This is a genomic window from Pseudomonas sp. MDT2-39-1 (assembly GCF_054898085.1).
In genome coordinates, this window is the sequence record NZ_CM142716.1 from 5118838 (window position 1) to 5140689 (window position 21852).

Here is a 21852-nt window from a genome sequence, read left to right on the forward strand (position 1 = left end):
GGCCCGTCGTGAGCCTTGCATGCAAGACTCACCGCGGAATATCCGCTGGACGCAGTCTCGCGTAGTTGCACCGGTTGACCGGAAAGGCTACACGAGCAGCAGTCACAGGTGGTGCGGCACTTGAACAAGTGCAGCACCGAATGCGCAGTACCTAACGAAGACGGTAATAAGCATGAATCTTCACGAGTATCAGGGTAAGCAGCTCTTCGCTGAATACGGCCTGCCAGTATCCCAGGGTTTCGCCGTAGACACCCCGGAAGCAGCAGCAGAAGCGTGCGACAAGATCGGCGGGACCGAATGGGTTGTCAAAGCCCAGGTTCACGCAGGTGGTCGCGGTAAAGCGGGCGGCGTAAAGCTGGTTCGCAGCAAAGAAGACGCCAAAGCATTCGCTCAACAGTGGTTGGGCAAGCGTCTGGTGACTTACCAGACTGATGCCAATGGTCAGCCAGTCACCAAGATCCTGGTTGAGTCGTGCACTGATATCGCTAAAGAGCTGTACCTGGGCGCTGTCGTTGACCGTTCGAGCCGTCGCATCGTGTTCATGGCTTCCACCGAAGGTGGCGTGGACATCGAGAAAATCGCTCACGACACTCCAGAAAAAATTCTGAAAGCCACTATCGATCCACTGGTTGGTGCTCAGCCATTCCAGGGTCGCGAGCTGGCATTCCAGCTGGGTCTGGAAGGCAAGCAAGTTGCTCAGTTCGCCAAGATCTTCGTAGGTCTGGCCAAGCTGTTCAAGGATCACGACCTGGCTCTGCTGGAAGTGAACCCGCTGGTGATCAAGGCTGACGGCGATCTGCATTGCCTCGATGCCAAGATCAACATCGACGCCAACGCCATGTACCGTCAGCCTAAGCTGAAAACTTTCCACGATCCGTCGCAAGACGATCCGCGCGAAGCGCACGCTGCCAAGTTCGAACTGAACTACGTAGCGCTGGAAGGCAACATCGGTTGCATGGTCAACGGTGCTGGCCTGGCCATGGGTACCATGGACATCGTCAACCTGCATGGCGGCAAGCCAGCCAACTTCCTCGACGTGGGCGGCGGTGCTACCAAAGAACGCGTTACCGAAGCGTTCAAGATCATTCTGTCCGACACTAACGTCGCTGCAGTACTGGTCAACATCTTCGGCGGCATCGTTCGTTGCGACATGATTGCCGAAGGCATCATCGGTGCAGTGAAAGAAGTCGGCGTGAAAATCCCGGTTGTTGTTCGCCTTGAAGGCAACAACGCTGAGCTGGGCGCTAAAGTATTGGCAGAAAGCGGTTTGAACATCATCGCTGCTACCAGCCTGACCGACGCTGCTCAACAAGTTGTCAAAGCTGCGGAGGGCAAATAATGAGCGTCCTGATCAATAAAGACACCAAAGTTATCTGCCAGGGTATTACCGGTTCGCAAGGTAGTTTCCACACCCAGCAAGCCATCGAATACGGCACCAAGATGGTGGGTGGTGTAACGCCTGGCAAAGGCGGCACCGAGCACCTGGGTCTGCCAGTGTTCAACACCGTGAAAGACGCTGTAGCTGCCACTGGCGCCACCGCCAGCGTGATCTACGTTCCAGCTCCTTTCTGCAAGGACTCCATCCTGGAAGCAGCATTCGGCGGCATCAAGTTGATCGTTTGCATCACTGAAGGCATTCCTACCCTGGACATGCTGGATGCCAAGGTCAAGTGCGACGAGCTGGGTGTAATCCTGATCGGTCCTAACTGCCCAGGCGTGATCACTCCAGGCGAATGCAAGATCGGCATCATGCCAGGTCACATTCACTTGCCAGGTAAAGTCGGTATCGTTTCCCGTTCCGGCACCCTGACCTACGAAGCTGTTAAGCAGACGACTGACGCCGGTTTCGGTCAGTCGACTTGCGTCGGCATCGGTGGTGACCCGATCCCGGGTTCGAACTTCATCGACATCCTGAAGCTGTTCCAGGAAGACCCGAAGACCGAAGCGATCGTGATGATCGGTGAGATCGGCGGTTCGGCTGAAGAAGAAGCGGCTGCCTACATCAAGGCACACGTGACCAAGCCGGTTGTTTCCTACATCGCTGGTGTGACTGCCCCTGCAGGCAAGCGCATGGGCCATGCTGGCGCAATCATCTCTGGCGGCAAAGGCACTGCAGACGAGAAGTTTGCTGCCCTGGAAGACGCAGGCGTTAAAACCGTGCGTTCGCTGGCAGACATCGGCAAGGCTTTGTCCGAGCTGACCGGTTGGGCTGTCAAGTAAGCCTCGCGCTTAGCTGACGCTTCACCAGACAAAGGCCACCTTCGGGTGGCCTTTGTCGTTTCTGGTGTTTCTGTTGGGCCTTTGTGGCGAGGGGATTTATCCCCGTTGGGTCGCGAAGCGGCCCCAAAACCTGCACCCGCGGTACATCAGATACACCGCATACGATGGTTTTACGTCTGCTGCGCAGCCGGACGGGGATAAATCCCCTCGCCACAGGGTTCTGTGCAGGTAAATTAGATATGTAAACGCGACACAGAAATGTCGCGTATCGGATAGATCGCCCCTTAACAGTGCGTTTGTCGGGCAAATTCGTTAGGCTAGCAGCCATTTTGCGAACGCGGCCCACAAGGAAGCGACGCGCTAAAGGGTCAGTCCTATACGGACCGACAGCATTTCCCTCACCCACAAGGGAAATCCCTCTCTAAATTCCGATTCAGTAGTGTGGTATTTCCTTAATGAAAGTTTTGAAAGGTCAGGACATCCTGGCACTTGGTTTTATGACGTTTGCCCTGTTCGTCGGGGCTGGCAACATCATCTTCCCGCCTATCGTCGGTTTGCAGTCCGGGCCTAATGTCTGGATGGCGGCGCTGGGCTTTCTGATCACCGCGGTCGGTCTGCCAGTGATCACCGTGGTTGCGCTGGCCAAGGTCGGTGGTGCAATGGATGCGTTGAGCAGCCCGATCGGCAAAATCGCCGGTGGCCTGCTGGCCGCCGCGTGCTACCTCGCCGTTGGCCCGCTGTTCGCCACGCCGCGCACCGCGACCGTGTCGTTTGAAGTGGGTCTGGCGCCGTTGACCGGCGAGAGCCCGCTCGCGCTGTTCCTCTACAGCTCGGTGTACTTCCTGCTGGTGTTCTTCATTTCGCTCTATCCGGGCCGTTTGCTGGATACCGTAGGACGTTTCCTTGCCCCCCTGAAGATCATCGCCCTGGCCGCACTCGGCATCGCCGCGTTCGCGTTGCCTGCCGGCGACATCGGCGTGGCGACCCCGGAATACGTGGCGGCACCATTCTCCCAGGGTTTCATCAATGGTTACCTGACCATGGATACCCTCGGCGCACTGGTGTTCGGCATCGTCATCGTCAACGCGATCCGCTCCCGTGGCGTCGAATCGCCGGTGCTGATCACCCGTTACGCGATCATTGCCGGTCTGATTGCCGGCGTGGGCTTGGCGCTGGTGTACGTCAGCCTGTTCCGTCTCGGTTCCGGCAGCCATGAAGTGGCGGCCGGTGCTACTAATGGCGCGGCGGTATTGCACGCTTACGTTCAGCACACCTTTGGTTCGTTGGGCAGCGGCTTTCTTGCCGTGCTGATCTCGCTGGCTTGCCTGGTGACGGCTGTCGGCCTGACCTGCGCCTGCGCCGAGTACTTCAGCCGTGTTTTGCCGCTGTCTTACAAGACACTGGTGATCATCCTGGCGGTGTTCTCGCTGTTTGTGTCCAATCTGGGCCTCACCAAGCTGATTGCGTTCTCGATCCCGGTCCTGACGGCGATTTACCCGCCCTGCATCGCCCTGGTAGCGCTGAGCTTCTGCAAGGATTTCTGGCATGAACATGGCCGCATCGTTGGCCCGGTAATGCTGGTTTCGTTCATTTTCGGCCTGATCGATGCGCTCAAGGGCGCGGGTCTGGCGGACTGGATGCCGACTCAGCTGTCCCATCTGCCGCTGAGCGAGCAGGGTCTGGCGTGGTTGGTGCCATCGGTCATGACCCTGGTGGTCGCGGTGGTGTGCGACCGTCTGCTGGGCAAGCGCGAAGAAGAGCTGGCTTAAGCCGCTTCACGACCGGCCACAAGCGGGTCTTGAGCATCAATAGAAATGCCCCGTATCAATCGATACGGGGCATTTTTTATGCGCGTGATGCAGTGTCTTTTTTTGTCAGCTAACGTCGAAGCACTGCAAATCACATGTGGGAGCGGGCTTGCTCGCGAAGGCGGTGGGTCAGTCGACATCAATGTTGAATGATAAGCCGTCTTCGCGAGCAAGCCCGCTCCCACAGAGGGCGGTTCCCCGCAAACACATCACAAGGACCTGCATGTCGTTCATCCACGCCAACATCATCCACCTCCTCGCCGCCGTCTGGTTTGTCATTTGCTGGGGCGGTTACACCCGGTATGCCTCGTGGAAGGGCCGCGACACCGCGTGCCTGGCCAGTGTGCTGCACCTGTACCGTGAAGACTGGATGCGCCGCATGTTGCTGCGTGACAACCGCATCGCGGACGCCAGCGTGGTCGGCAATCTAGAGCGTAACGCCTCGTTCTTCGCCTCCAGCACACTGATTATCCTGGCCGGTATTCTGACGGTGCTCGGCGCGTCCGAGCGAGCCGTGTCGTTGCTGGCGGATATTCCGATGGTGCAGCAGGCGTCACAGGGCATGTCCGAGATCAAGTTGCTGTGCCTGGCGCTGGTGTTTGTCTATGCGTTCTTTACGTTCAGTTGGTGCATGCGTCAGTACAACTTCGCCGCGATTCTGATTGGCTCGGCACCGATGATCGGTGAGCGCCACGTTTCCGAACAAGAGCGTAAAGCCTTCGCTGCCCGCGCGGCCCGAGTGATCTCCATGGCCGCCAACCAGTTCAACTTTGGCCTGCGCTCTTACTACTTCGGCATGACCATGCTGGCCTGGTTCGTCAGCCCGTGGCTGTTCATGTTGATGAGTGCCGGCGTGGTGCTGGTGTTGTATCGCCGGGAGTTTCATTCCGACGTCCTCGATGTGATGGTCTATACCCCTACAGAGGCGCCATTGCCCGAGGCGAACAAAGAGGCTGTTTGATGAGTATTCCGTTCTGGTGTGTGTTTATCAGTGCCTTGCTGATTTTCGTGGCAAAGATTCCCGTGGCCAAAGCGATGAACGAGCAGGGCGGTTACGACAACCATCTGCCGCGTCAGCAACAGGCGCAACTGACAGGCTTCGGCGCCCGTGCGGTGGCGGCGCATCAGAACTGCTTCGAGGCGTTCATGTTATTTGCGGTGGGAGTGCTGATGGCGCACACCACGCAAACGGCGGGGTGGCTGATCGATTCGCTGGCAATCATCTTTGTGATTACCCGAGTCGTTTATTTACTGTGCTATTGGGCTGATCTTGCCTGGCAGCGGAGTCTGGTGTGGTTCGTCGGATTAGTGTGTTCATTGCTGCTGATGATTAGTCCGACTTTTAGAGCTATTTTGCTCTAGCCGAGCAAATCACAGGCAAAAGAAAACCCGCACTTGGCGGGTTTTCTTTATCACGCTAAAAACTGCTTTAGTTTTTAGGTGCTTCTTTTGCTGCAGCTGCATCCGATTCAGCCTGAGCTTTGGCGGCTTCGGCGTTTTCTTTCGCAGCGTCGTTCACTTTATCCTGAGCTTTGTTCATGTCTTGCTGAGCTTGCTCAGCATGTTTGGCTGCATCTTGAGCTTTGTCCTCGGATTTTTTATCGCAGGCAGCGAGACCGAGGGAAGCGGTCAACATCAAGGCAATAGCTAAAGTCTTACGCATGGGGTGTATCTCCTTATGGAAAATATCTACTGGTCTTTCGAGCACGGCCAATAGGGTTAAGTTCCTCAATTCGTTCAGATATATAAGATTATTCCCACGGGAACTTTTACGAATACGCTGAATACGATCTCCGAATACTAAGAAGAGTGTATATCACATGGCCGAAAACCCCGTTTTTGAGCGCGCGACGCGATTTCTTTCGGCGCTCAGGCATTGTCAGGTACTGGGTTTGCGCGTTCACAGCGCCAGCAACGACGGACTGACGGTCATCCTGCCGTACAGCCCGCAAATTGTCGGCAATCCGCAGACTGGAGTGATCCATGGCGGGGCGCTGACGACCTTGATGGACACTGCGTGCGGCATGTCGACCCTCTGCGTCCTGCCCGAATTCGAAGTCTGCCCGACCCTCGATCTGCGCATCGACTACATGCACGCCGCCGAGCCTCACAAGGATGTCTACGGTTTCGCCCAATGCTACCGGGTGACCACCGATGTGATCTTCGCTCGAGGCTTTGCCTACCAGGACGATCCCGAGCAGCCCATCGCTCATGTCGTCGGCACGTTCATGCGCATGGGCAAAGCCGTCAAAGGCACCAAGGGTTTTGGTGGCGCGATCGCCGGAGGTACGAAATGACTGAGACTTTCAAGGAGCAACTTCAGCAGGCCCATGAGCAGGGGGACTACGCCTCGCTGCTGCACCTGCTTCCCTACGCCAAACTGATCGGTGTCGAGTGTTCGCGTGTCGGGGATGAGCTGCTGTTTAGCTTGCCGGCCAACAAGGACAACATTGGCAACCCTTTGCTGCCCGCTATCCATGGTGGGGTGATCGCCGGTTTCATGGAGCTGTCCGCAGCGCTGCACCTGCTGATTTTCACCGGTTCGCCCGGTGTACCAAAGATCATCGACTTTTCTCTCGATTACCTGCGAACCGGGCAGTTTCGCGATACCTGGGCCAAATGTCAGGTCTGCCGCCAGGGCCGACGCGTCGCAAACGTAGCGATTACGGCCTGGCAAACCACCGAAGCCGAACCGATTGCCACGGCCCGGGCTCATTTCAAAATTGAAGAGCCCTTGAAATCCTGAACTCAGCCCCAAACTCTGATGACAACCCGCTGTCGACCCTGAAGGTCGCGGCCACTGCCATCTGATTGGAGTTTGATGACCATGAGTGTGGAAACTCAAAAGGAAACCCTGGGCTTCCAGACCGAGGTGAAGCAACTGCTGCACCTCATGATCCATTCGCTGTATTCCAACAAGGAAATTTTCCTTCGCGAATTGATCTCGAACGCCTCTGACGCTGTCGACAAATTACGTTTCGAAGCCCTGTCCAAGCCTGAATTGCTGGAAGGTGGCGCCGAACTGAAAATCCGTGTGAGCTTCGACAAGGACGCGAAAACCGTCACCCTCGAAGACAACGGCATCGGCATGAGCCGTGAAGACGCGATCACCCATCTGGGCACCATCGCCAAATCCGGCACTGCCGACTTCATGAAGCACCTGTCGGGCGATCAGAAGAAAGACTCGCACCTGATCGGTCAGTTTGGTGTCGGTTTCTACTCGGCGTTCATCGTCGCCGATAAAGTTGACGTGTTCAGCCGCCGTGCCGGCGCTGCCGCCAGCGAAGGCGTGCACTGGTCGTCCAAGGGTGAGGGCGATTTTGAAGTTGCCACCGTTGAGAAAGCCGAGCGCGGCACCCGTATCGTCCTGCACCTGAAGTCCGGTGAAGACGAATTCGCCGACGGCTGGCGTCTGCGCAACATCATCAAGAAGTACTCCGACCACATCGCTTTGCCGATCGAGTTGCCGAAAGAAGTGGCCGCTGCCGAGGGCGAAGAGAAGCCCGCCGTTGAATGGGAAACCGTCAACCGCGCCAGCGCCCTGTGGACCCGTCCTCGCACCGAGATCAAGGACGAGGAATACCAGGAGTTCTACAAACACATCGCTCACGATTTCGAAAATCCGCTGAGCTGGAGCCACAACAAGGTCGAAGGCAAACTCGAATACAGCTCGCTGCTGTACGTGCCGACCCGTGCGCCGTTCGACCTGTACCAGCGTGAAGCGCCGAAAGGCCTGAAACTGTACGTACAGCGCGTATTCGTCATGGATCAGGCCGAGTCGTTCCTGCCGCTGTACCTGCGCTTCATCAAAGGCGTGGTCGATTCCAACGACCTGTCACTGAACGTGTCGCGGGAAATCCTGCAGAAAGACCCGATCATCGATTCCATGAAGTCGGCGCTGACCAAGCGCGTTCTCGACATGCTGGAAAAACTGGCGAAGAACGAGCCTGAGCAATACAAAGGTTTCTGGAAAAACTTTGGCCAGGTCATGAAAGAAGGCCCGGCAGAAGACTTCGCCAACAAAGAGAAAATCGCTGGCCTGCTGCGTTTCGCATCGACCAACGGTGATGAAGGCGAGCAAGTGGTAGGTCTGACCGAGTACCTGGCTCGCGCCAAGGAAGGTCAGGACAAGATTTACTACCTGACCGGCGAAACCTACGCGCAAGTCAAAAACAGCCCGCACCTGGAAGTCTTCCGCAAGAAAGGCATCGAAGTGCTGCTGCTGACCGATCGCATCGACGAGTGGCTGATGAGCTACCTCAGCGACTTCGACGGCAAGGGCTTTGTCGACGTGGCGCGCGGTGACCTGGACCTGGGCAACCTGGACTCGGAAGAGGACAAGAAAGCCGCGGAAGAAGTCGCCAAGTCCAAAGAAGGCCTGGTTGAGCGTCTGAAAACTGCACTGGGCGATTCCGTCGCCGAAGTACGGGTTTCCCACCGCCTGACCGATTCCCCGGCGATTCTGGCCATCGGCGAACAGGACCTGGGCATGCAGATGCGTCAGATCCTCGAAGCCAGCGGTCAGAAGGTTCCGGACTCGAAGCCGATCTTCGAATTCAACCCGGCTCACCCGCTGATCGAGAAACTCGACAACGAGCAGAGCGACGAGCGCTTCGGCGACCTGTCGCACATCCTCTTCGATCAGGCGGCCCTGGCGGCCGGCGACAGCTTGAAAGACCCGGCCGCGTATGTGCGCCGCCTCAACAAGCTGCTGGTTGAACTGTCGGTTTAACGGCGCTGTACAAAAACCCGCTTCGGCGGGTTTTTTCATTCTGGTGTCTTTTACTGGGAGTTAGTCATGAGCCAAATCACTGTTCGTTCTGTCGCTTATCAGATTGATGGCCAGTCGTATGAAAGCCGTCTGGCGTTCGATGCCGACCACAAAGGCCCGCGCCCTGGCTTGTTGATGGCGCCGAACTGGATGGGCGTCAGCGCCGGTGCCGAGGAGATCGCCAAGTCGGTGGCGGCCAAGGGTTATGTGGTGCTGATCGCGGACCTGTACGGCCAGTCGGTGCGACCGCAGAACGGCGACGAGGCGGGTGCAGCCATGATGCCGCTGAAGAACGACCGCGCGTTGCTGCGCAAGCGCATGCAGGCGGCGTTCGACCAGTTGCAAGGGCAGGGCGAGGCGGCGGTTGATACCTCGAAGCTGGCGACCTTCGGTTTCTGCTTCGGGGGTTGCTGCGCGCTGGAGCTGGCCCGCACGGGCGCGCCGGTAAAAGCGGCCGTTTCGTTCCATGGCACGCTGGATACGCCGAACGTCAATGATGCGAAAAACATCAAGGGCTCGGTGCTGGTACTGCACGGTGCATCCGATCCACTGGTGCCGAAAGAGCAATTGCCGGCGTTTGAAGAGGAAATGAATGCGGCGGGCGTGGATTGGCAGCTGCTGAGCTACGGTGGCGCGGTGCATTCGTTTACTGATCCGCATGCGAATGTGCCGGGGAAGATGATGTATGACGCGAAGACGGCGAGGCGTGCGTTTACCTCGATGCACAATTTGCTGGATGAAGTGTTCAAGGGCTGACAGCTGTTCTTTGCCCTGACACTTTTGCTGTTAGTGCTGGCCCCATCGCGAGCAGGCTCACTCCTACATTGGAACGCATTCCCCCTGTAGGAGTGAGCCTGCTCGCGATGGCGGTGTAACTGATGTCGAAGGTCCTAGGGCAGTTCGATCCGCTCAACTTCCCCGGGCACCGTCGGCCAATCCCCGGCCGCCCAGCGTCGCCGCGCTTCATCGATCGCGGCCGGATCGCTCGCAACAAAATTCCAGTTGATTCGCCGCGGCCCGTCCAGCGGTGCCCCACCAAACAGCACCGCATGACAGTCGCTTTCGGCGAACAACGTCATTTCCTCTCCGGCAGGCAGTACCACTAGCGCATTCTGCTCAAATAGCTCGCCATCAAGCTGCGCTTCGCCACTGAGCACATACAGCGCCCGCTCTTCATGCTCGGTCGGAATCAGCAAGGTGGTCGCCGTTTGCAGGTTCAATTCCGCGTACAAAGTAGGAGAAAGCACCGGGACAGGCGATTCGAGACAAAAGCCTGACCCGGCAATCATCCGGATCTTCACACCAAGGTTATCGCTGACCGGCAACGTCGCTGCCGGGTGATGGCTGTAGTGGCCCGGTCCCTGTTCATGCTCCTTGGGGGAAGCAAGCCAAACCTGCAAACCGTGCAGGGTGAAACCGGTGTCCTTCAACGCCTCAGGCGTGCGCTCGACATGGGCGATTGCACCGCCCGCCGTCATCCAGCTGACATCACCGGCGCCCACCACCTGGTCGGAGCCGAGACTGTCCTTGTGCTGGATTTTTCCTTCAAACAAATAGGTGAGGGTGGACAGGCCAATGTGCGGATGCTGACGAATGTTCATGCCTTTACCTGCCGGATAACGGGTTTCGAGCATGTGGTCAAAAAATACGAAAGGCCCGACGCTACGGCATTTGGCTGACGGCAGCGGGCGAAGAATCGGCTGGCCCTCGACATCTTCGGCGCGAGGGCGGATCACGAGCGGAGTGTTCATGGTGCATTCCAGGCTGAGCGGGTGACGCGTGGAGCATAACCCGCTTGTGCAGCCCTTGCCGCTATTGGCTGAAGGCACCTTCGGACAGATGGGTTTCGATGCTGACTTCCGTGCTTGTCATCAGCTTGTGCACCGGGCAACGATCGGCCACACGGTGCAGCTCGTCGCGCTGGGCGTCGGTGAGCACACCCTTGAGGGTCAGTTTGACGTGCAGGGCATATTTGCCTTGCTGCTCCTCGCTGTTGTCACGTTTGACCTCAACCGTAACGCCGGTCAGCGGGATGTCTTTCTTCTTCGCGTACATCTTCAGCGTCAGGGCCTTGCAGGCGCCCAGGGCTGCGTCGAAATAATCGTGTGGCTCTGGGGCCGTGCCTTCGCCGCCAGACGCGGTCGGCACATCGGCAAAGAGTTCGTGGTCATCGATCTGGACGCTGTGGCGAAAACCTTCGGCGGAAACGGTATTGACGGTAACGGTCATGAGAAGCCTCCCAGGCTAAAAAGTCATTCGATCAAAAAAGACCTTGAAGGTATAGAGCATTCCTACTGATGCGCGTTCCACTTTCTTACAGGCTGAACCGTCTCGCGTGTGCGGAGGTCTACGTTTTTCCTGCCCCGGAGAATGCCCGTGCCCTTGTTCCGTTTGAGCTTTGCCTGTTTGTTGGCGCTGTCGAGTGCTTACGTCAATGCACGCGAATACGCCTACAGCGATGCGCACCTGCATTACGTGGACTTTTTCCAGGAAACGGCGGGCATGCCGAAACTGCTCAAGGCCATGGACGACAATGTCATTGAGCATGTGATGATTTCCGGCATCCCGGTGGCGAAGAAATGGCACGAAGACGAACCCAAGCGCCCGCGCTACTACGCCGGTGATGACGCCGATGCCTATTGGTACAGCGCGACGGATGTGATCGTCGCTGCGGCGGTGAACAAACTGACGCCTGCACAGCGTCAGCGCTTTCACCCGTTCCTGTCGGGCTTCAATCCCAACGACAAAAATTCAGCGACGCACATCCAGCGCATGCTCGACCTCAATCCGGGGCTGTGGCAGGGGATCGGCGAAGTGTTTACCCGGCATGACGACCTGACAGCGCTGACTTCCGGAGATACGCCACGCGCCAACAACGAAGCCATGACACGGATTTATCACCTCGCGGCCGAGAACGACTTGCCGGTGATGCTGCACTCCAACATCACCTCCAAGCGCGAGAAAAATCCGCTGTACCTGTCGGAGATCGAGGAGCCGCTGCGTAATCATCCGCACACGCGCTTTATCTGGGCGCACGCGGGGACCAGCGCCGAGGTCCATCGCCATCAGACCCAGCTGGATTTTCTGTTGCCGACCCTGACCCGGATGCTCGAGGCTTACCCCAATCTGTTCATCGACCTGTCCTGGAGCATGCTGACGCCGTACCTGCTGGATGCGCAGGGCAAACCCTCAGAAGCGTGGTTGAAGCTGGTGGAGCGCTTCCCGGATCGCTTCATGCTTGGCTCTGATGTGGTGGGACGTTTCAACAAGCTCGGTAAGGAAATGCGCAGCTTCGATCCGTTTCTCGACGCCTTGCCTGAGCAGGTTGCAAGGAAAGTCGCGCGGGACAATTTCCTGGCGATCCTGCCGCGCAACCGTTAAGACGACCAGGCGACCGATTGGCTGCGCACGGTTGCGAATGGCGCAATCCCTGCCTATGTTCCATGCAAGGCATTACCGGCGACTGGCGCGAAGACTTGCCGCAAGTTGCTGTCCATCCAGTGCGGATTCTCGCAGCGAGGTTACGACATGCCAAACGACTCCCGCCCTGCCGTGCTTGAACTCATCGGCAATACGCCGCTGGTGCGCGTCAGCCGCTTCGATACCGGCCCGTGCACACTTTTTCTCAAACTCGAATCGCAGAACCCCGGCGGCTCGATCAAGGATCGCATAGGTCTGGCGATGATCGACGCCGCCGAACGCGATGGCCGTCTGCAGCCCGGCGGCACCATCGTCGAGGCCACAGCCGGCAACACTGGCCTGGGCCTGGCGCTGGTCGGCCGTGCCAAAGGCTATCGAGTGGTGCTGGTGGTGCCGGACAAAATGTCCACCGAGAAGGTCTTGCACTTGAAGGCGATGGGCGCCGAGGTGCACATCACCCGGTCCGACGTCGGCAAGGGCCATCCCGACTACTATCAGGACGTCGCAGCGCGGTTGGCGCAGGAAATTCCCGACGCCTTCTTCGCCGACCAGTTCAACAACCCGGCCAACCCGCTGGCCCATGAGTGCAGCACCGCGCCGGAGATCTGGGCGCAGACCCAGCATGATCTGGACGCCATCGTCGTCGGCGTCGGTTCGGCCGGCACGCTGACCGGGCTGACCCGTTTCTTCCAGCGTGTGCAGCCGAACCTGGAAATGGTGTTGGCCGACCCGGTCGGCTCGGTGATGGCCGAGTACAGCCGCAGTGGCACCCTCGGGAAAGCCGGCTCATGGGCGGTGGAAGGCATCGGTGAAGACTTCATTCCGTCGATTGCCGACCTTTCCAGCGTGCGCCACGCCTATTCGATCAGCGACGAGGAAAGCTTCGATCATGCCCGGCAATTGCTGCGCGCTGAAGGCATTCTCGGCGGCTCCTCGACCGGCACTTTGCTGGCGGCTGCGTTGCGCTACTGTCGCGAGCAAACCGAGCCGAAGCGGGTGGTCAGCTTCGTCTGCGACACTGGCACCCGTTACCTGTCGAAGGTCTACAACGACCAATGGATGAACGATCAGGGCCTGCTGCAATACAAACGTTACGGCGATTTGCGCGACTTGATCGCGCGGCGCTTCGAGGATGGCCGAGTGATCAGCGTCGGCCCCGACGACACGCTGCTCACTGCCTTCCAGCGCATGCGCCTGGCGGATGTGTCACAACTGCCGGTGCTGGTAGACGGAAAGCGGCTGGTCGGCGTGATCGACGAGTCCGATATTCTGCTGGGCGTGCACGAAGACGCTTCGCACTTGCGCAGGCCCGTGGCCAGCGCAATGACTGACAAGTTGCAAACCCTGCCGGCTGGCGCCAGTCTGGCCGAACTGCAGGCGGAGCTCGATCGTGGGCTGGTGGCGATCATCGCCGACGCCTCGGGCTTCCACGGCTTGATTACGCGAGTCGACATGCTCAATCACTTACGGAGATCCCTTACATGAGTCAGCACGATGAAACCGGCTCGCCACGCGGCTTCGGCACCCGTGTGATCCATGCCGGACAGACACCGGATCCTTCCACCGGGGCGCTGATGCCACCGATTTATGCCAACTCTACGTACTTGCAGCAGAGCCCCGGTGTACACAAGGGCTTCGACTACGGGCGTTCGCACAACCCGACGCGCTTTGCGCTGGAGCGTTGCGTGGCTGACCTTGAGGGCGGGACCCGGGCGTTTGCCTTCGCCTCCGGGCTGGCGGCGATTTCCACCGTACTGGAGCTGCTCGACGCTAACGCGCACATCGTCTCCGGCAACGATCTGTACGGCGGCACGTTCCGACTGTTCGACAAGGTGCGTCAGCGCAGTGCCGGGCATCGCTTCAGTTACGTCGACCTGACCGACCTGGCGGCCTTCGAAGCGGCGTTGCAGGACGACACGCGGATGGTCTGTGTCGAGACGCCGAGCAATCCCTTGCTGCGGCTCTCTGATCTCACCGCCATTGCGCGCATCTGTCGCGAGCGAGGCATCCTCTGTGTGGCCGATAACACCTTTGCCAGCCCGTGGATACAGCGCCCGCTGGAACTGGGTTTCGATATCGTGGTGCACTCGACGACCAAGTACCTGAACGGCCACTCAGACGTCATCGGCGGTATCGCGGTGGTCGGGCAGAACGCCGAACTGGCCGAGCGGCTGGGCTTTTTGCAGAACGCGGTGGGCGCTATCGCCGGGCCGTTCGACGCATTCCTCACCCTGCGCGGCGTGAAGACCCTGGCGCTGCGCATGGAACGCCACTGCAGCAACGCGTTGGAGCTGGCGCAATGGCTGGAGCGTCAGCCGCAGGTGGCGCGGGTCTACTATCCGGGCCTGCCGTCGCACCCGCAGCACGAACTGGCACGGCAGCAGATGCATGGATTCGGCGGGATGATTTCCCTCGACCTGAACAGCGACCTGGCCGGCGCCAGACGCTTCCTCGAAAGTGTGCAGATCTTCGCCTTGGCCGAGAGCCTGGGCGGGGTGGAAAGCCTGATCGAGCACCCTGCGATCATGACCCACGCTACCATCCCCGCCGACACCCGCGCACAACTCGGGATCGGCGATGCGCTGGTGCGTTTGTCCGTGGGTGTCGAGGATGTCGAAGACCTGCGCACCGACCTGGCCCAGGCGTTGGCGCGGATTTAACTTTCTACAGGCATAAAAAATCCGGAATCCTTGGCGGATTCCGGATTTTCGTGTCAGTCGGGATCAGCTGCCTTTGACAGCCTTGCCGTTGACCGTACCGTCGAGGAGCATGATGTTGTACTCCTTGCCGTCGGTTTCGACCTGTTGCAGACGAACCAGCAGGTAATCCCAGTCCTTGGCGAACCACAGGACGGTGATGCGTTTGCTTTGTGTCGGGTCGCGCACGCGTTCGACCTTGATCGCTTCGATCTGGCCAGCCTTGGTGTCGACTTTTTCCGAACCCAGCACGCGGAAGTCATAGGTATCGACTTCACCATCATCGACAACCTGATAGCTCATGCTTTTCTTGCCGGCAGCCACATCGTGTTGCAAGGCCAGCTGATACGTGGATTTGTCGACCATGCCACGGTTGAGCGGGATCTTGACCGCGTCACCACGATCGGTGCCGGTGACCATTTTGTTGGTCCAGTCAAAGTCCAGGTCGGCTTTCTTGGCTTTGCCCAGACCGCCACGTTCGAAGTGGTAGGACTGTGGCAGCAGCGTATCCTTGTCCACAGTCAGGGTGCTTTCTTCGGTCAGGCTGGCGATCATCATCGATGCCTTGAAGCTGAGCTTCCAGACGCCGTTGGCTTCCTTGGTCAGGCTGCGTTCAGCCGTGCCACTCATGGGCAGCTGCTTCCAGTCAGCGGTGTAGCTGGCGGAGAAAGGTTGAAGTTCTGCAGCCTGCGCAAATGGCAGTGCAAGCAGAGCGCAAGCGAAGAGCAGGGCGCGACGCATAAAATCTCCTAGTTTCGAATCAAGTGGCCGCTGGCCGCGAGTAGCTTTCCATCCAGTAAAGCACCTTGTTCACCGAGCGATAAACGACCTTCGGCAAACCAGCGTACAGCCATCGGGTAAATCAGGTGTTCCTGAACGTGAACTCGCTGCGCCAGACTCTGCGGCGAATCGTGCAACTCTACCGGTATTACTGCCTGTACGACCAGTGGTCCGCCATCGAGTTCCTCGGTGACGAAGTGCACGGAGCAGCCGTGTTCCGTGTCGCCGGCCTCCAACGCGCGCTGATGAGTGTGTAACCCTTTGTATTTGGGCAGCAACGAGGGATGGATGTTGAGCAGGCGACCCGCGTAGTGGCGCACGAAGTCAGCGCTGAGAATGCGCATGAAACCGGCCAGTACCACGAGTTTGGGGTTGAAGGCGTCGATCAGTTCGATCAGCGCGGCATCGAAGGCTTCGCGGCCTTCGAAAGCCTTGTGATCCAGGGAGCGGGTGTCGATACCCGCGTCCCTGGCGCGTTGCAGGCCGTAAGCATCGGCGCGATTGGAAATCACCGCGGCGATGCGGACCGGGCTGTCGCCGGTCCGCGTGCTGTCGATCAAGGCCTGCAAGTTACTGCCGGTGCCGGACAACAGCACCACCACATCACAGGTCTGGGACATCCGCTCTTGCATCAGTGTGCCTTGAGGTTCTTCAGTTCAACCGAGGCCGCGCCTTCGGCAGCGGTGGCGATCTGACCGATGACCCAAGGCTGCTCGCCGGCTTCACGCAGGACGTTCAGGGCGGTTTCAACGTGCTCTTGAGCCACGCAGATAACCATGCCGACGCCGCAGTTCAGCACGCGGTGCATTTCGTTTTCGTCGACGTTGCCTTTCTCTTGCAGCCAGTCGAATACGGCAGGACGGGTCCAGCTCGCAACGTCAACCACCGCTTGGGCGCCTTTTGGCAGAACGCGCGGGATGTTGTCCAGCAGGCCGCCACCGGTGATGTGGGCCATGGCTTTGACGGCGCCGGTGTCCTTGATCAGCTTGAGCAACGGCTTCACATAGATGCGGGTCGGGGCCATCAGCAGGTCGGTCAGCGGTTTGCCGTCGAGCTGGATGTTTTCGATGTCGGCACCGGACACTTCGATGATCTTGCGGATCAGCGAGTAGCCGTTGGAGTGCGGGCCGGAAGACGGCAGGGCGAGCAGGGCATCGCCGGCAGCGACTTTCGAACCGTCGATGATTTCGGATTTTTCCACGACGCCGACGCAGAAGCCGGCCAAGTCGTAGTCTTCGCCTTCGTACATGCCAGGCATTTCAGCGGTTTCGCCGCCGACCAGGGAGCAGCCGGACAATTCACAGCCAGCGCCGATGCCGGTCACGACCTGGGTCGCGGTTTCGACGTTGAGTTTGCCAGTGGCATAGTAGTCGAGGAAAAACAGCGGCTCGGCGCCGCAGACCACCAGGTCGTTCACGCACATGGCCACCAGGTCGATGCCGATGCTGTCGTGCTTGTTCAGGTTCAGTGCCAGGCGCAGCTTGGTGCCCACGCCGTCGGTGCCGGAAACCAGTACGGGCTGCTTGTAGCCGGCCGGGATTTCGCAGAGGGCGCCGAAACCGCCCAGGCCGCCCATGACTTCCGGGCGCGCAGTGCGCTTGGCGACGCTCTTGATGCGTTCGACCAATGCTTCACCGGCGTCGATGTCTACACCGGCGTCCTTGTAGCTCAGGGAGGGTTGCTTGCTCATGATCCAGGCCTTTAGGGGGGATTCAGGGGTAACGACCGAGTCCAGTGGGGCCGCCGAAACGGCGTAGGCGAGAGCCTTGCGCGCTATTCCGACACTGCCCGGCTGTTGCCGGTCTGCGAAGGCGCGCGATTTTATCAGGCTTGAGGGGCAGCGGCCATCCTCACGCCGACGGCAGGGGCATATCGGCCGAAAAAAACCGTTATTGCCCGTGTTGGTCGCCTCCCCGATGGCTGTATAAGGTATCGCGATTAACCGTCTATCGTTATGACAGTGCGAAAACTTAGTCAGACCGTGGTGAATGTTTTGCGCAGGGACGTGGTCACAGCCTTGCTCGATCATCTTCATGCGGTCTGTTCCAGCCGCTCTTGTCGTCAGGAATCTTCCATGCGTTTTTTTTCTAAATGTTTGTTTGCAGGCTGTTTGTCCCTGGTCAGCCTGGCGAGTCAGGCCGAAAACGTCAAAGGCCTGTTTCAAGTGCGCGAGCCTGTCAGCAGTCAGTCGGCCGAGGAGCGCGATCAGGCCACCCAGCGCGCGCTCGATACGCTGGTGCTGCGCCTGACCGGTGATCCCAAGGCTGCGCAAAGTCCGGGGTTGGCGGCGCTGCGCAAAGACCCGCAACAGATCATTAGCCAATACGGTTTCGACGCCGGCCCGCCGGAAGTGCTGAAAGTCAATTTCGACCCGGCCACCACGGAACAAACCTTGCGCCGCGCCGGGCTGTCTTTGTGGGGGGCGAATCGGCCTTCGATCCTGAGTTGGTGGTTGAACGACTCCGCAGAGGGTTCGAGCCTGGTGGGAGATGGCCAGGCCAGCGCCGCACCGTTGCGTCGCGCGGCTCAACATCGTGGTCTGCCGTTGCGTCTGCCGTTGGCCGACCTGAGTGAGCAACTGGTCGCTACGGCGCCGAATCTTGAAGGGACGGATGCAACGCCACTGCGCGGTGCATCGGACCGTTACAACGCTGACGGCCTGCTCGCGGTGCATGCCCGTGAAGAGGGCGGGCAGTGGCAGGCCAAGTGGAATTTGTGGCTGGGCGACAAGAAAGAGGCGGGCAGCGTGCAGGGCGCGGACCAGGCCGCTGTAGCCGATGCGGTGATGCTGGCCGTCAGTGAGCGTCTGGCGCCTCGGTTTGTCGTCAAGCCGGGAGCTTCGGGCGAACAATTGCTGGAAGTGCAGGGCATGAACCTGGAACGCTACGCCGCCCTTGGGCGCTTGCTGGAGCCTTTTGGTGCGCGCCTGCAAAGTGTCGACGGTGAGCGCATTCTCTATCGGGTCAATGGCAGCGCCGAGCAGTTGCGCTCGCAACTGTCCCTGGCGAAGTTGCAAGAGGTGCCGGCCGGTGAGGCGCCAGCTCCGGTAGCCCCTGTGCAACCGGTGGCCGATGGTTCGGCGCCTGTGGTCGCACCAACTCCGGCACGGGTGCCGCAGTTGCGATTCCGTTGGTAAGGTTTTCTTTCTTTATATAGAAGCATATGGAGTGGTACATGGCCGATACGCGGCGTTGGTTCTGGTTGGGTGGAGTGGTTCTGCTCTGCGTGTTTGTCTGGTTGTTGCATCCGATCCTGACGCCCTTTCTGGTGGCGTTGCTGCTGGCCTATCTATTCGACCCGCTGGTAGATCGGCTGGAAAGGGCTGGCCTGTCACGCACCTGGGGCGTGGTGGCGGTGTTCGCGTTGTTCACCTTGATCTTCACGACGTTGCTGTTGGTGTTGGTGCCGATGCTCGCCAAGCAGCTGTTTCGTTTGTATGAGCTGGCGCCGCAGATGCTCGACTGGCTGCAGCACACCGCACTGCCGTGGGCGCAATCGAAATTTGGGCTGTCGGATAATTTCTGGAAGTTCGACAAGCTCAAGGCAGCGATCAGCGAGCACATGGGCCAGACCACCGACATTGTCGGGGTGGTGCTGAGCCAGGCGACGGCTTCCGGGCTGGCGTTGATTGGCTGGCTGGCGAACCTGGTGCTGATCCCTGTGGTGAGTTTCTACCTGTTGCGGGACTGGGACGTGATGATGGCCAAGGTCCGCAGCCTGCTGCCGCGTGAAAACGAAGAGCGCGTCGTGACCTTGGCTGGTGAATGCCATGAAGTGCTGGGTGCATTCGTGCGCGGGCAGTTGCTGGTGATGGTGGCGCTGGGGGTGATCTACTCGGCGGGCCTGATGTTGATAGGGCTGGAGTTAGGGTTGCTGATCGGCATGATTGCCGGTTTGGCGGCGATCGTGCCGTACATGGGCTTTGTGATCGGGATCGGTGCGGCTTTGGTTGCCGGCCTGTTCCAGTTTGGTGGCGATCTGTATCCCATGATCGGCATAGTCGCGGTGTTCATGGTCGGGCAGGCGCTGGAAGGCATGGTGCTGACGCCCTTGCTGGTGGGCGATCGTATCGGTCTGCACCCGGTGGCGGTGATCTTCGCCATTCTGGCGGGGGGCGAGCTGTTCGGCTTTACCGGCGTATTGCTGGCGTTGCCGGTGGCGGCGGTGATCATGGTGCTGGTGCGCCATGTGCATGATTTGTATAAAGATTCGGATATCTACAGTGGTGTCGACGAACCTGGGCTATAAGGGGCGTTGAAGCCTCACGGCGGGCGGCCTGGTTTCTTGCCAGGTTGGCCCGTATCCCTCGCTCTACTGTCACATGCGCCGCCAAAGAAACTGTCATAAAACCAGGGCGTTAACGCAAACCTTTGATTTTGCTTGTGGTCTGTCGCATTGTGCGACCCGCCTCACGGGTATAAACTTCGCAAACTTTACACAGAGGCCACTAACGGTTCCTTTGGAACTGTTCAGTCAGCATGAAACCGATTCAGCTGCCCCTAGGTGTGCGTCTGCGTGATGACGCTACCTTTATCAATTACTACCCAGGCGCCAATGCCGCTGCACTCGGCTATGTCGAGCGGCTATGCGAAGCCGACGCCGGCTGGACCGAAAGCCTGATTTATCTTTGGGGCAAGGACGGGGTAGGGCGTACGCATTTGTTGCAGGCAGCCTGCTTGCGCTTCGAGCAACTGGGGGAGCCTGCGGTGTATTTGCCGTTGGCCGAGCTGCTGGATCGCGGCATCTCCATTCTCGACAACCTTGAACAATACGAACTGGTCTGCCTCGATGATTTGCAGGCGGTCGCCGGCCGGGCGGATTGGGAAGAGGCGCTGTTCCATCTGTTCAATCGTCTGCGCGACAGCGGTCGGCGTCTGCTGATTGCGGCATCGACCTCGCCGCGCGAATTGCCGGTGAAGCTGGCTGACCTGAAATCGCGCCTGACCCTGGCACTGATTTTCCAGATGCGTCCGCTCTCCGACGAAGACAAATTGCGCGCCTTGCAACTGCGGGCTTCCCGTCGCGGCCTGCACCTGACCGATGAAGTCGGGCATTTTATTTTGACTCGTGGCACCCGCAGCATGAGCGCGCTTTTCGAGCTGCTTGAACGTCTCGATCAGGCCTCCCTTCAAGCTCAGCGCAAGCTGACGATTCCCTTCCTTAAAGAAACGCTGGGCTGGTAAAAAAGTCCGATAAAACCCAAGCGTGGCGCGGGCTTTGGCATATTTCAGGCGTCAGAAAATCCGCTTTCCTGCAGGTCGCAGGCAGCGCAGGCGTTTAGAACGGGCTTAAGCGCTTAGATGTAAACGCGGAACCAGGAAGTCACATAAAGTTCGATAGAATTTGCAAATGAGGATGATAGCGGGCATAGTCTCGGCTTCTTTACAACTATCAGCCACGGTCGTGCCCATGCTAAAGCGCTTCGCACCCCTCGTGCCTCTCGCACTCGTCACCCTGTTGTTCGGTTGCGCTGCCCACTCTCCAGTGCCTCAGCAAGAGCAACAACAACAGGTTAAAAGTTCAGTTGCCGCCCAGTCCTCTTCCGTTCTTTTCCAGGAAGATCTTTACCAGGACGGCGTGGCCACCGATAAAGAACTGGCAAACTTCGCCGATGGCAAGTCGTACCAGCTTCCGGTTCTGGCCGACAGCATCCTCGAACGTGGCATGTCCCTGATCGGTACCCGTTACCGTTTCGGTGGCACCTCCGAGGCCGGTTTCGATTGCAGCGGTTTCATCGGTTATCTGTTTCGTGAAGAAGCCGGCATGAACCTGCCGCGCTCTACTCGCGAAATGATCAACGTGAACGCTCCGCTGGTGGCTCGCAGCGCGCTGAAGCCGGGTGACCTGCTGTTCTTCGCCACCAACGGTCGTCGCGGTCGTGTCAGTCACGCCGGGATCTACCTGGGTGACAACCAGTTCATCCATTCCAGCAGCCGCAAAAGCGGTGGTGTCCGGGTCGATAGCCTGGGCGACAGCTACTGGAGCAAGACCTTCATCGAAGCCAAGCGCGCACTCGCGATGGCCCCGACCGTGATCACCGCCCGCAAGTAAATCGTCAGCCTGTCGCCACGTCAGTGGCGACAAAAAGCCTCTTCGCAAGGAAGTAGGCGGACAGTTTGTAAGGCGAACTTAAAGTCTTACTTGAAGTTTGGCCCAT

Annotated in this window: 22 protein-coding genes; 16 read left to right on the forward strand and 6 right to left on the reverse strand. The window is 59.0% G+C overall.

Annotated elements, in window-relative coordinates:
• The first annotated feature begins 172 nt into the window (after positions 1-172).
• From sucC to ACYZTM_RS23985, 5 genes are all read left to right on the forward strand, one after another.
• Positions 173-1339, forward strand: coding sequence for an ADP-forming succinate--CoA ligase subunit beta (sucC, locus tag ACYZTM_RS23965; RefSeq protein WP_008148602.1), 1167 nt, complete (start codon positions 173-175; stop codon positions 1337-1339).
• Positions 1339-2220: a succinate--CoA ligase subunit alpha gene (gene sucD, locus ACYZTM_RS23970; protein ID WP_012723092.1), complete on the forward strand. Its 882-nt coding sequence runs from the start codon at positions 1339-1341 to the stop codon at positions 2218-2220. The genes sucC and sucD overlap by 1 nt, the downstream gene beginning before the upstream one ends.
• A gap of 455 nt (positions 2221-2675) precedes the next feature.
• Positions 2676-3989: a branched-chain amino acid transport system II carrier protein gene (gene brnQ / locus ACYZTM_RS23975; RefSeq protein ID WP_131062222.1), complete on the forward strand. Its 1314-nt coding sequence runs from the start codon at positions 2676-2678 to the stop codon at positions 3987-3989.
• A 262-nt stretch (positions 3990-4251) separates the two neighbouring features.
• On the forward strand, positions 4252-4989 hold the full coding sequence (locus ACYZTM_RS23980; RefSeq protein ID WP_131062221.1) for a DUF599 domain-containing protein: 738 nt from the start codon (positions 4252-4254) through the stop codon (positions 4987-4989).
• Positions 4989-5390 carry an MAPEG family protein gene (locus tag ACYZTM_RS23985; protein WP_461984994.1) on the forward strand — a complete coding sequence of 134 codons (402 nt, stop codon included), beginning with the start codon at positions 4989-4991 and terminating at the stop codon, positions 5388-5390. Before ACYZTM_RS23980 ends, ACYZTM_RS23985 begins: the two co-directional genes overlap by 1 nt.
• Positions 5391-5457: 67 nt before the next feature.
• Here the strand turns inward: ACYZTM_RS23985 and ACYZTM_RS23990 are convergent, their stop codons facing one another.
• Positions 5458-5691 carry a hypothetical protein gene (locus ACYZTM_RS23990; protein ID WP_461984996.1) on the reverse strand — a complete coding sequence of 78 codons (234 nt, stop codon included), beginning with the start codon at positions 5689-5691 and terminating at the stop codon, positions 5458-5460.
• 157 nt (positions 5692-5848) lie between these two features.
• Here ACYZTM_RS23990 and ACYZTM_RS23995 point away from each other — a divergent pair, with 157 nt between their 5' ends.
• The 4 genes from ACYZTM_RS23995 (at position 5849) to ACYZTM_RS24010 (ending at position 9555) form a co-directional block, all read left to right on the forward strand.
• Positions 5849-6325, forward strand: coding sequence for a PaaI family thioesterase (locus ACYZTM_RS23995; RefSeq protein ID WP_131062218.1), 477 nt, complete (start codon positions 5849-5851; stop codon positions 6323-6325).
• The gene (locus ACYZTM_RS24000; protein ID WP_461984998.1) at positions 6322-6774 is read left to right on the forward strand and encodes a PaaI family thioesterase; all 453 of its coding nucleotides are present in this window, start codon (positions 6322-6324) and stop codon (positions 6772-6774) included. Before ACYZTM_RS23995 ends, ACYZTM_RS24000 begins: the two co-directional genes overlap by 4 nt.
• A gap of 81 nt (positions 6775-6855) precedes the next feature.
• The gene (gene htpG / locus ACYZTM_RS24005) at positions 6856-8760 is read left to right on the forward strand and encodes a molecular chaperone HtpG (RefSeq protein ID WP_461985000.1); all 1905 of its coding nucleotides are present in this window, start codon (positions 6856-6858) and stop codon (positions 8758-8760) included.
• Positions 8761-8826: 66 nt separating this feature from the next.
• Positions 8827-9555: a dienelactone hydrolase family protein gene (locus ACYZTM_RS24010; RefSeq protein WP_461985002.1), complete on the forward strand. Its 729-nt coding sequence runs from the start codon at positions 8827-8829 to the stop codon at positions 9553-9555.
• A gap of 134 nt (positions 9556-9689) precedes the next feature.
• Here the strand turns inward: ACYZTM_RS24010 and ACYZTM_RS24015 are convergent, their stop codons facing one another.
• Complete coding sequence (locus tag ACYZTM_RS24015; RefSeq protein WP_461985004.1) at positions 9690-10550, reverse strand: pirin family protein; 861 nt, start codon at positions 10548-10550, stop codon at positions 9690-9692.
• Between the two features lie 61 nt (positions 10551-10611).
• The gene (locus tag ACYZTM_RS24020) at positions 10612-11028 is read right to left on the reverse strand and encodes an OsmC family protein (protein WP_461985007.1); all 417 of its coding nucleotides are present in this window, start codon (positions 11026-11028) and stop codon (positions 10612-10614) included.
• Between the two features lie 141 nt (positions 11029-11169).
• Here ACYZTM_RS24020 and ACYZTM_RS24025 point away from each other — a divergent pair, with 141 nt between their 5' ends.
• The 3 genes from ACYZTM_RS24025 (at position 11170) to ACYZTM_RS24035 (ending at position 14879) form a co-directional block, all read left to right on the forward strand.
• Positions 11170-12180, forward strand: a complete 1011-nt coding sequence (locus ACYZTM_RS24025) for an amidohydrolase family protein (protein ID WP_461985009.1) — start codon at positions 11170-11172, stop codon at positions 12178-12180.
• 147 nt (positions 12181-12327) lie between these two features.
• Positions 12328-13704 carry a pyridoxal-phosphate dependent enzyme gene (locus ACYZTM_RS24030; protein ID WP_131062211.1) on the forward strand — a complete coding sequence of 459 codons (1377 nt, stop codon included), beginning with the start codon at positions 12328-12330 and terminating at the stop codon, positions 13702-13704.
• The gene (locus tag ACYZTM_RS24035) at positions 13701-14879 is read left to right on the forward strand and encodes a trans-sulfuration enzyme family protein (protein ID WP_461985012.1); all 1179 of its coding nucleotides are present in this window, start codon (positions 13701-13703) and stop codon (positions 14877-14879) included. Before ACYZTM_RS24030 ends, ACYZTM_RS24035 begins: the two co-directional genes overlap by 4 nt.
• Positions 14880-14942: 63 nt before the next feature.
• Here ACYZTM_RS24035 and ACYZTM_RS24040 read toward each other — a convergent pair whose 3' ends face one another.
• The 3 genes from ACYZTM_RS24040 to purM are packed head-to-tail and all read right to left on the reverse strand — an operon-like array spanning position 14943 to position 17385.
• Entirely contained in the window at positions 14943-15656 is a 714-nt protein-coding gene (locus ACYZTM_RS24040; protein WP_131062209.1) for a DUF3108 domain-containing protein, read from the reverse strand.
• Positions 15657-15664: 8 nt separating this feature from the next.
• Positions 15665-16315, reverse strand: coding sequence for a phosphoribosylglycinamide formyltransferase (gene purN, locus ACYZTM_RS24045; RefSeq protein ID WP_077749781.1), 651 nt, complete (start codon positions 16313-16315; stop codon positions 15665-15667).
• Positions 16316-16326: 11 nt separating this feature from the next.
• A complete protein-coding gene (gene purM, locus ACYZTM_RS24050; protein WP_131062208.1) occupies positions 16327-17385 on the reverse strand; it encodes a phosphoribosylformylglycinamidine cyclo-ligase in 1059 nt (352 codons plus the stop codon).
• A 384-nt stretch (positions 17386-17769) separates the two neighbouring features.
• Between purM and ACYZTM_RS24055 the strand changes: the two genes are divergently transcribed.
• The 4 genes from ACYZTM_RS24055 (at position 17770) to ACYZTM_RS24070 (ending at position 21746) form a co-directional block, all read left to right on the forward strand.
• Positions 17770-18831 carry a DUF2066 domain-containing protein gene (locus ACYZTM_RS24055; protein ID WP_131062207.1) on the forward strand — a complete coding sequence of 354 codons (1062 nt, stop codon included), beginning with the start codon at positions 17770-17772 and terminating at the stop codon, positions 18829-18831.
• A 38-nt stretch (positions 18832-18869) separates the two neighbouring features.
• A complete protein-coding gene (locus tag ACYZTM_RS24060) occupies positions 18870-19943 on the forward strand; it encodes an AI-2E family transporter (RefSeq protein WP_131062206.1) in 1074 nt (357 codons plus the stop codon).
• A 230-nt stretch (positions 19944-20173) separates the two neighbouring features.
• On the forward strand, positions 20174-20878 hold the full coding sequence (hda, locus tag ACYZTM_RS24065) for a DnaA regulatory inactivator Hda (protein ID WP_010456804.1): 705 nt from the start codon (positions 20174-20176) through the stop codon (positions 20876-20878).
• A 226-nt stretch (positions 20879-21104) separates the two neighbouring features.
• Complete coding sequence (locus ACYZTM_RS24070; RefSeq protein WP_131062205.1) at positions 21105-21746, forward strand: C40 family peptidase; 642 nt, start codon at positions 21105-21107, stop codon at positions 21744-21746.
• The last annotated feature ends 106 nt before the right edge of the window (positions 21747-21852 follow it).

What these genes read in the sequence shown, in the direction of transcription:
- ACYZTM_RS24015 (WP_461985004.1), bottom strand. Translation starts at nt 10,550, where the DNA reads ATGAACACTCCGCTCGTGATCCGCCCTCGCGCCGAAGATGTCGAGGGC.
- ACYZTM_RS24010 (WP_461985002.1), top strand. Translation starts at nt 8,827, where the DNA reads ATGAGCCAAATCACTGTTCGTTCTGTCGCTTATCAGATTGATGGCCAG.
- ACYZTM_RS24060 (WP_131062206.1), top strand. Translation starts at nt 18,870, where the DNA reads ATGGCCGATACGCGGCGTTGGTTCTGGTTGGGTGGAGTGGTTCTGCTC.
- ACYZTM_RS23985 (WP_461984994.1), top strand. Translation starts at nt 4,989, where the DNA reads ATGAGTATTCCGTTCTGGTGTGTGTTTATCAGTGCCTTGCTGATTTTC.
- ACYZTM_RS24070 (WP_131062205.1), top strand. Translation starts at nt 21,105, where the DNA reads ATGCTAAAGCGCTTCGCACCCCTCGTGCCTCTCGCACTCGTCACCCTG.
- ACYZTM_RS24000 (WP_461984998.1), top strand. Translation starts at nt 6,322, where the DNA reads ATGACTGAGACTTTCAAGGAGCAACTTCAGCAGGCCCATGAGCAGGGG.
- brnQ (WP_131062222.1), top strand. Translation starts at nt 2,676, where the DNA reads ATGAAAGTTTTGAAAGGTCAGGACATCCTGGCACTTGGTTTTATGACG.
- ACYZTM_RS24055 (WP_131062207.1), top strand. Translation starts at nt 17,770, where the DNA reads ATGCGTTTTTTTTCTAAATGTTTGTTTGCAGGCTGTTTGTCCCTGGTC.
- ACYZTM_RS23990 (WP_461984996.1), bottom strand. Translation starts at nt 5,691, where the DNA reads ATGCGTAAGACTTTAGCTATTGCCTTGATGTTGACCGCTTCCCTCGGT.
- hda (WP_010456804.1), top strand. Translation starts at nt 20,174, where the DNA reads ATGAAACCGATTCAGCTGCCCCTAGGTGTGCGTCTGCGTGATGACGCT.
- ACYZTM_RS24035 (WP_461985012.1), top strand. Translation starts at nt 13,701, where the DNA reads ATGAGTCAGCACGATGAAACCGGCTCGCCACGCGGCTTCGGCACCCGT.
- ACYZTM_RS24025 (WP_461985009.1), top strand. Translation starts at nt 11,170, where the DNA reads ATGCCCGTGCCCTTGTTCCGTTTGAGCTTTGCCTGTTTGTTGGCGCTG.
- ACYZTM_RS23995 (WP_131062218.1), top strand. Translation starts at nt 5,849, where the DNA reads ATGGCCGAAAACCCCGTTTTTGAGCGCGCGACGCGATTTCTTTCGGCG.
- ACYZTM_RS23980 (WP_131062221.1), top strand. Translation starts at nt 4,252, where the DNA reads ATGTCGTTCATCCACGCCAACATCATCCACCTCCTCGCCGCCGTCTGG.
- ACYZTM_RS24040 (WP_131062209.1), bottom strand. Translation starts at nt 15,656, where the DNA reads ATGCGTCGCGCCCTGCTCTTCGCTTGCGCTCTGCTTGCACTGCCATTT.
- sucC (WP_008148602.1), top strand. Translation starts at nt 173, where the DNA reads ATGAATCTTCACGAGTATCAGGGTAAGCAGCTCTTCGCTGAATACGGC.
- htpG (WP_461985000.1), top strand. Translation starts at nt 6,856, where the DNA reads ATGAGTGTGGAAACTCAAAAGGAAACCCTGGGCTTCCAGACCGAGGTG.
- sucD (WP_012723092.1), top strand. Translation starts at nt 1,339, where the DNA reads ATGAGCGTCCTGATCAATAAAGACACCAAAGTTATCTGCCAGGGTATT.
- purM (WP_131062208.1), bottom strand. Translation starts at nt 17,385, where the DNA reads ATGAGCAAGCAACCCTCCCTGAGCTACAAGGACGCCGGTGTAGACATC.
- purN (WP_077749781.1), bottom strand. Translation starts at nt 16,315, where the DNA reads ATGTCCCAGACCTGTGATGTGGTGGTGCTGTTGTCCGGCACCGGCAGT.
- ACYZTM_RS24020 (WP_461985007.1), bottom strand. Translation starts at nt 11,028, where the DNA reads ATGACCGTTACCGTCAATACCGTTTCCGCCGAAGGTTTTCGCCACAGC.
- ACYZTM_RS24030 (WP_131062211.1), top strand. Translation starts at nt 12,328, where the DNA reads ATGCCAAACGACTCCCGCCCTGCCGTGCTTGAACTCATCGGCAATACG.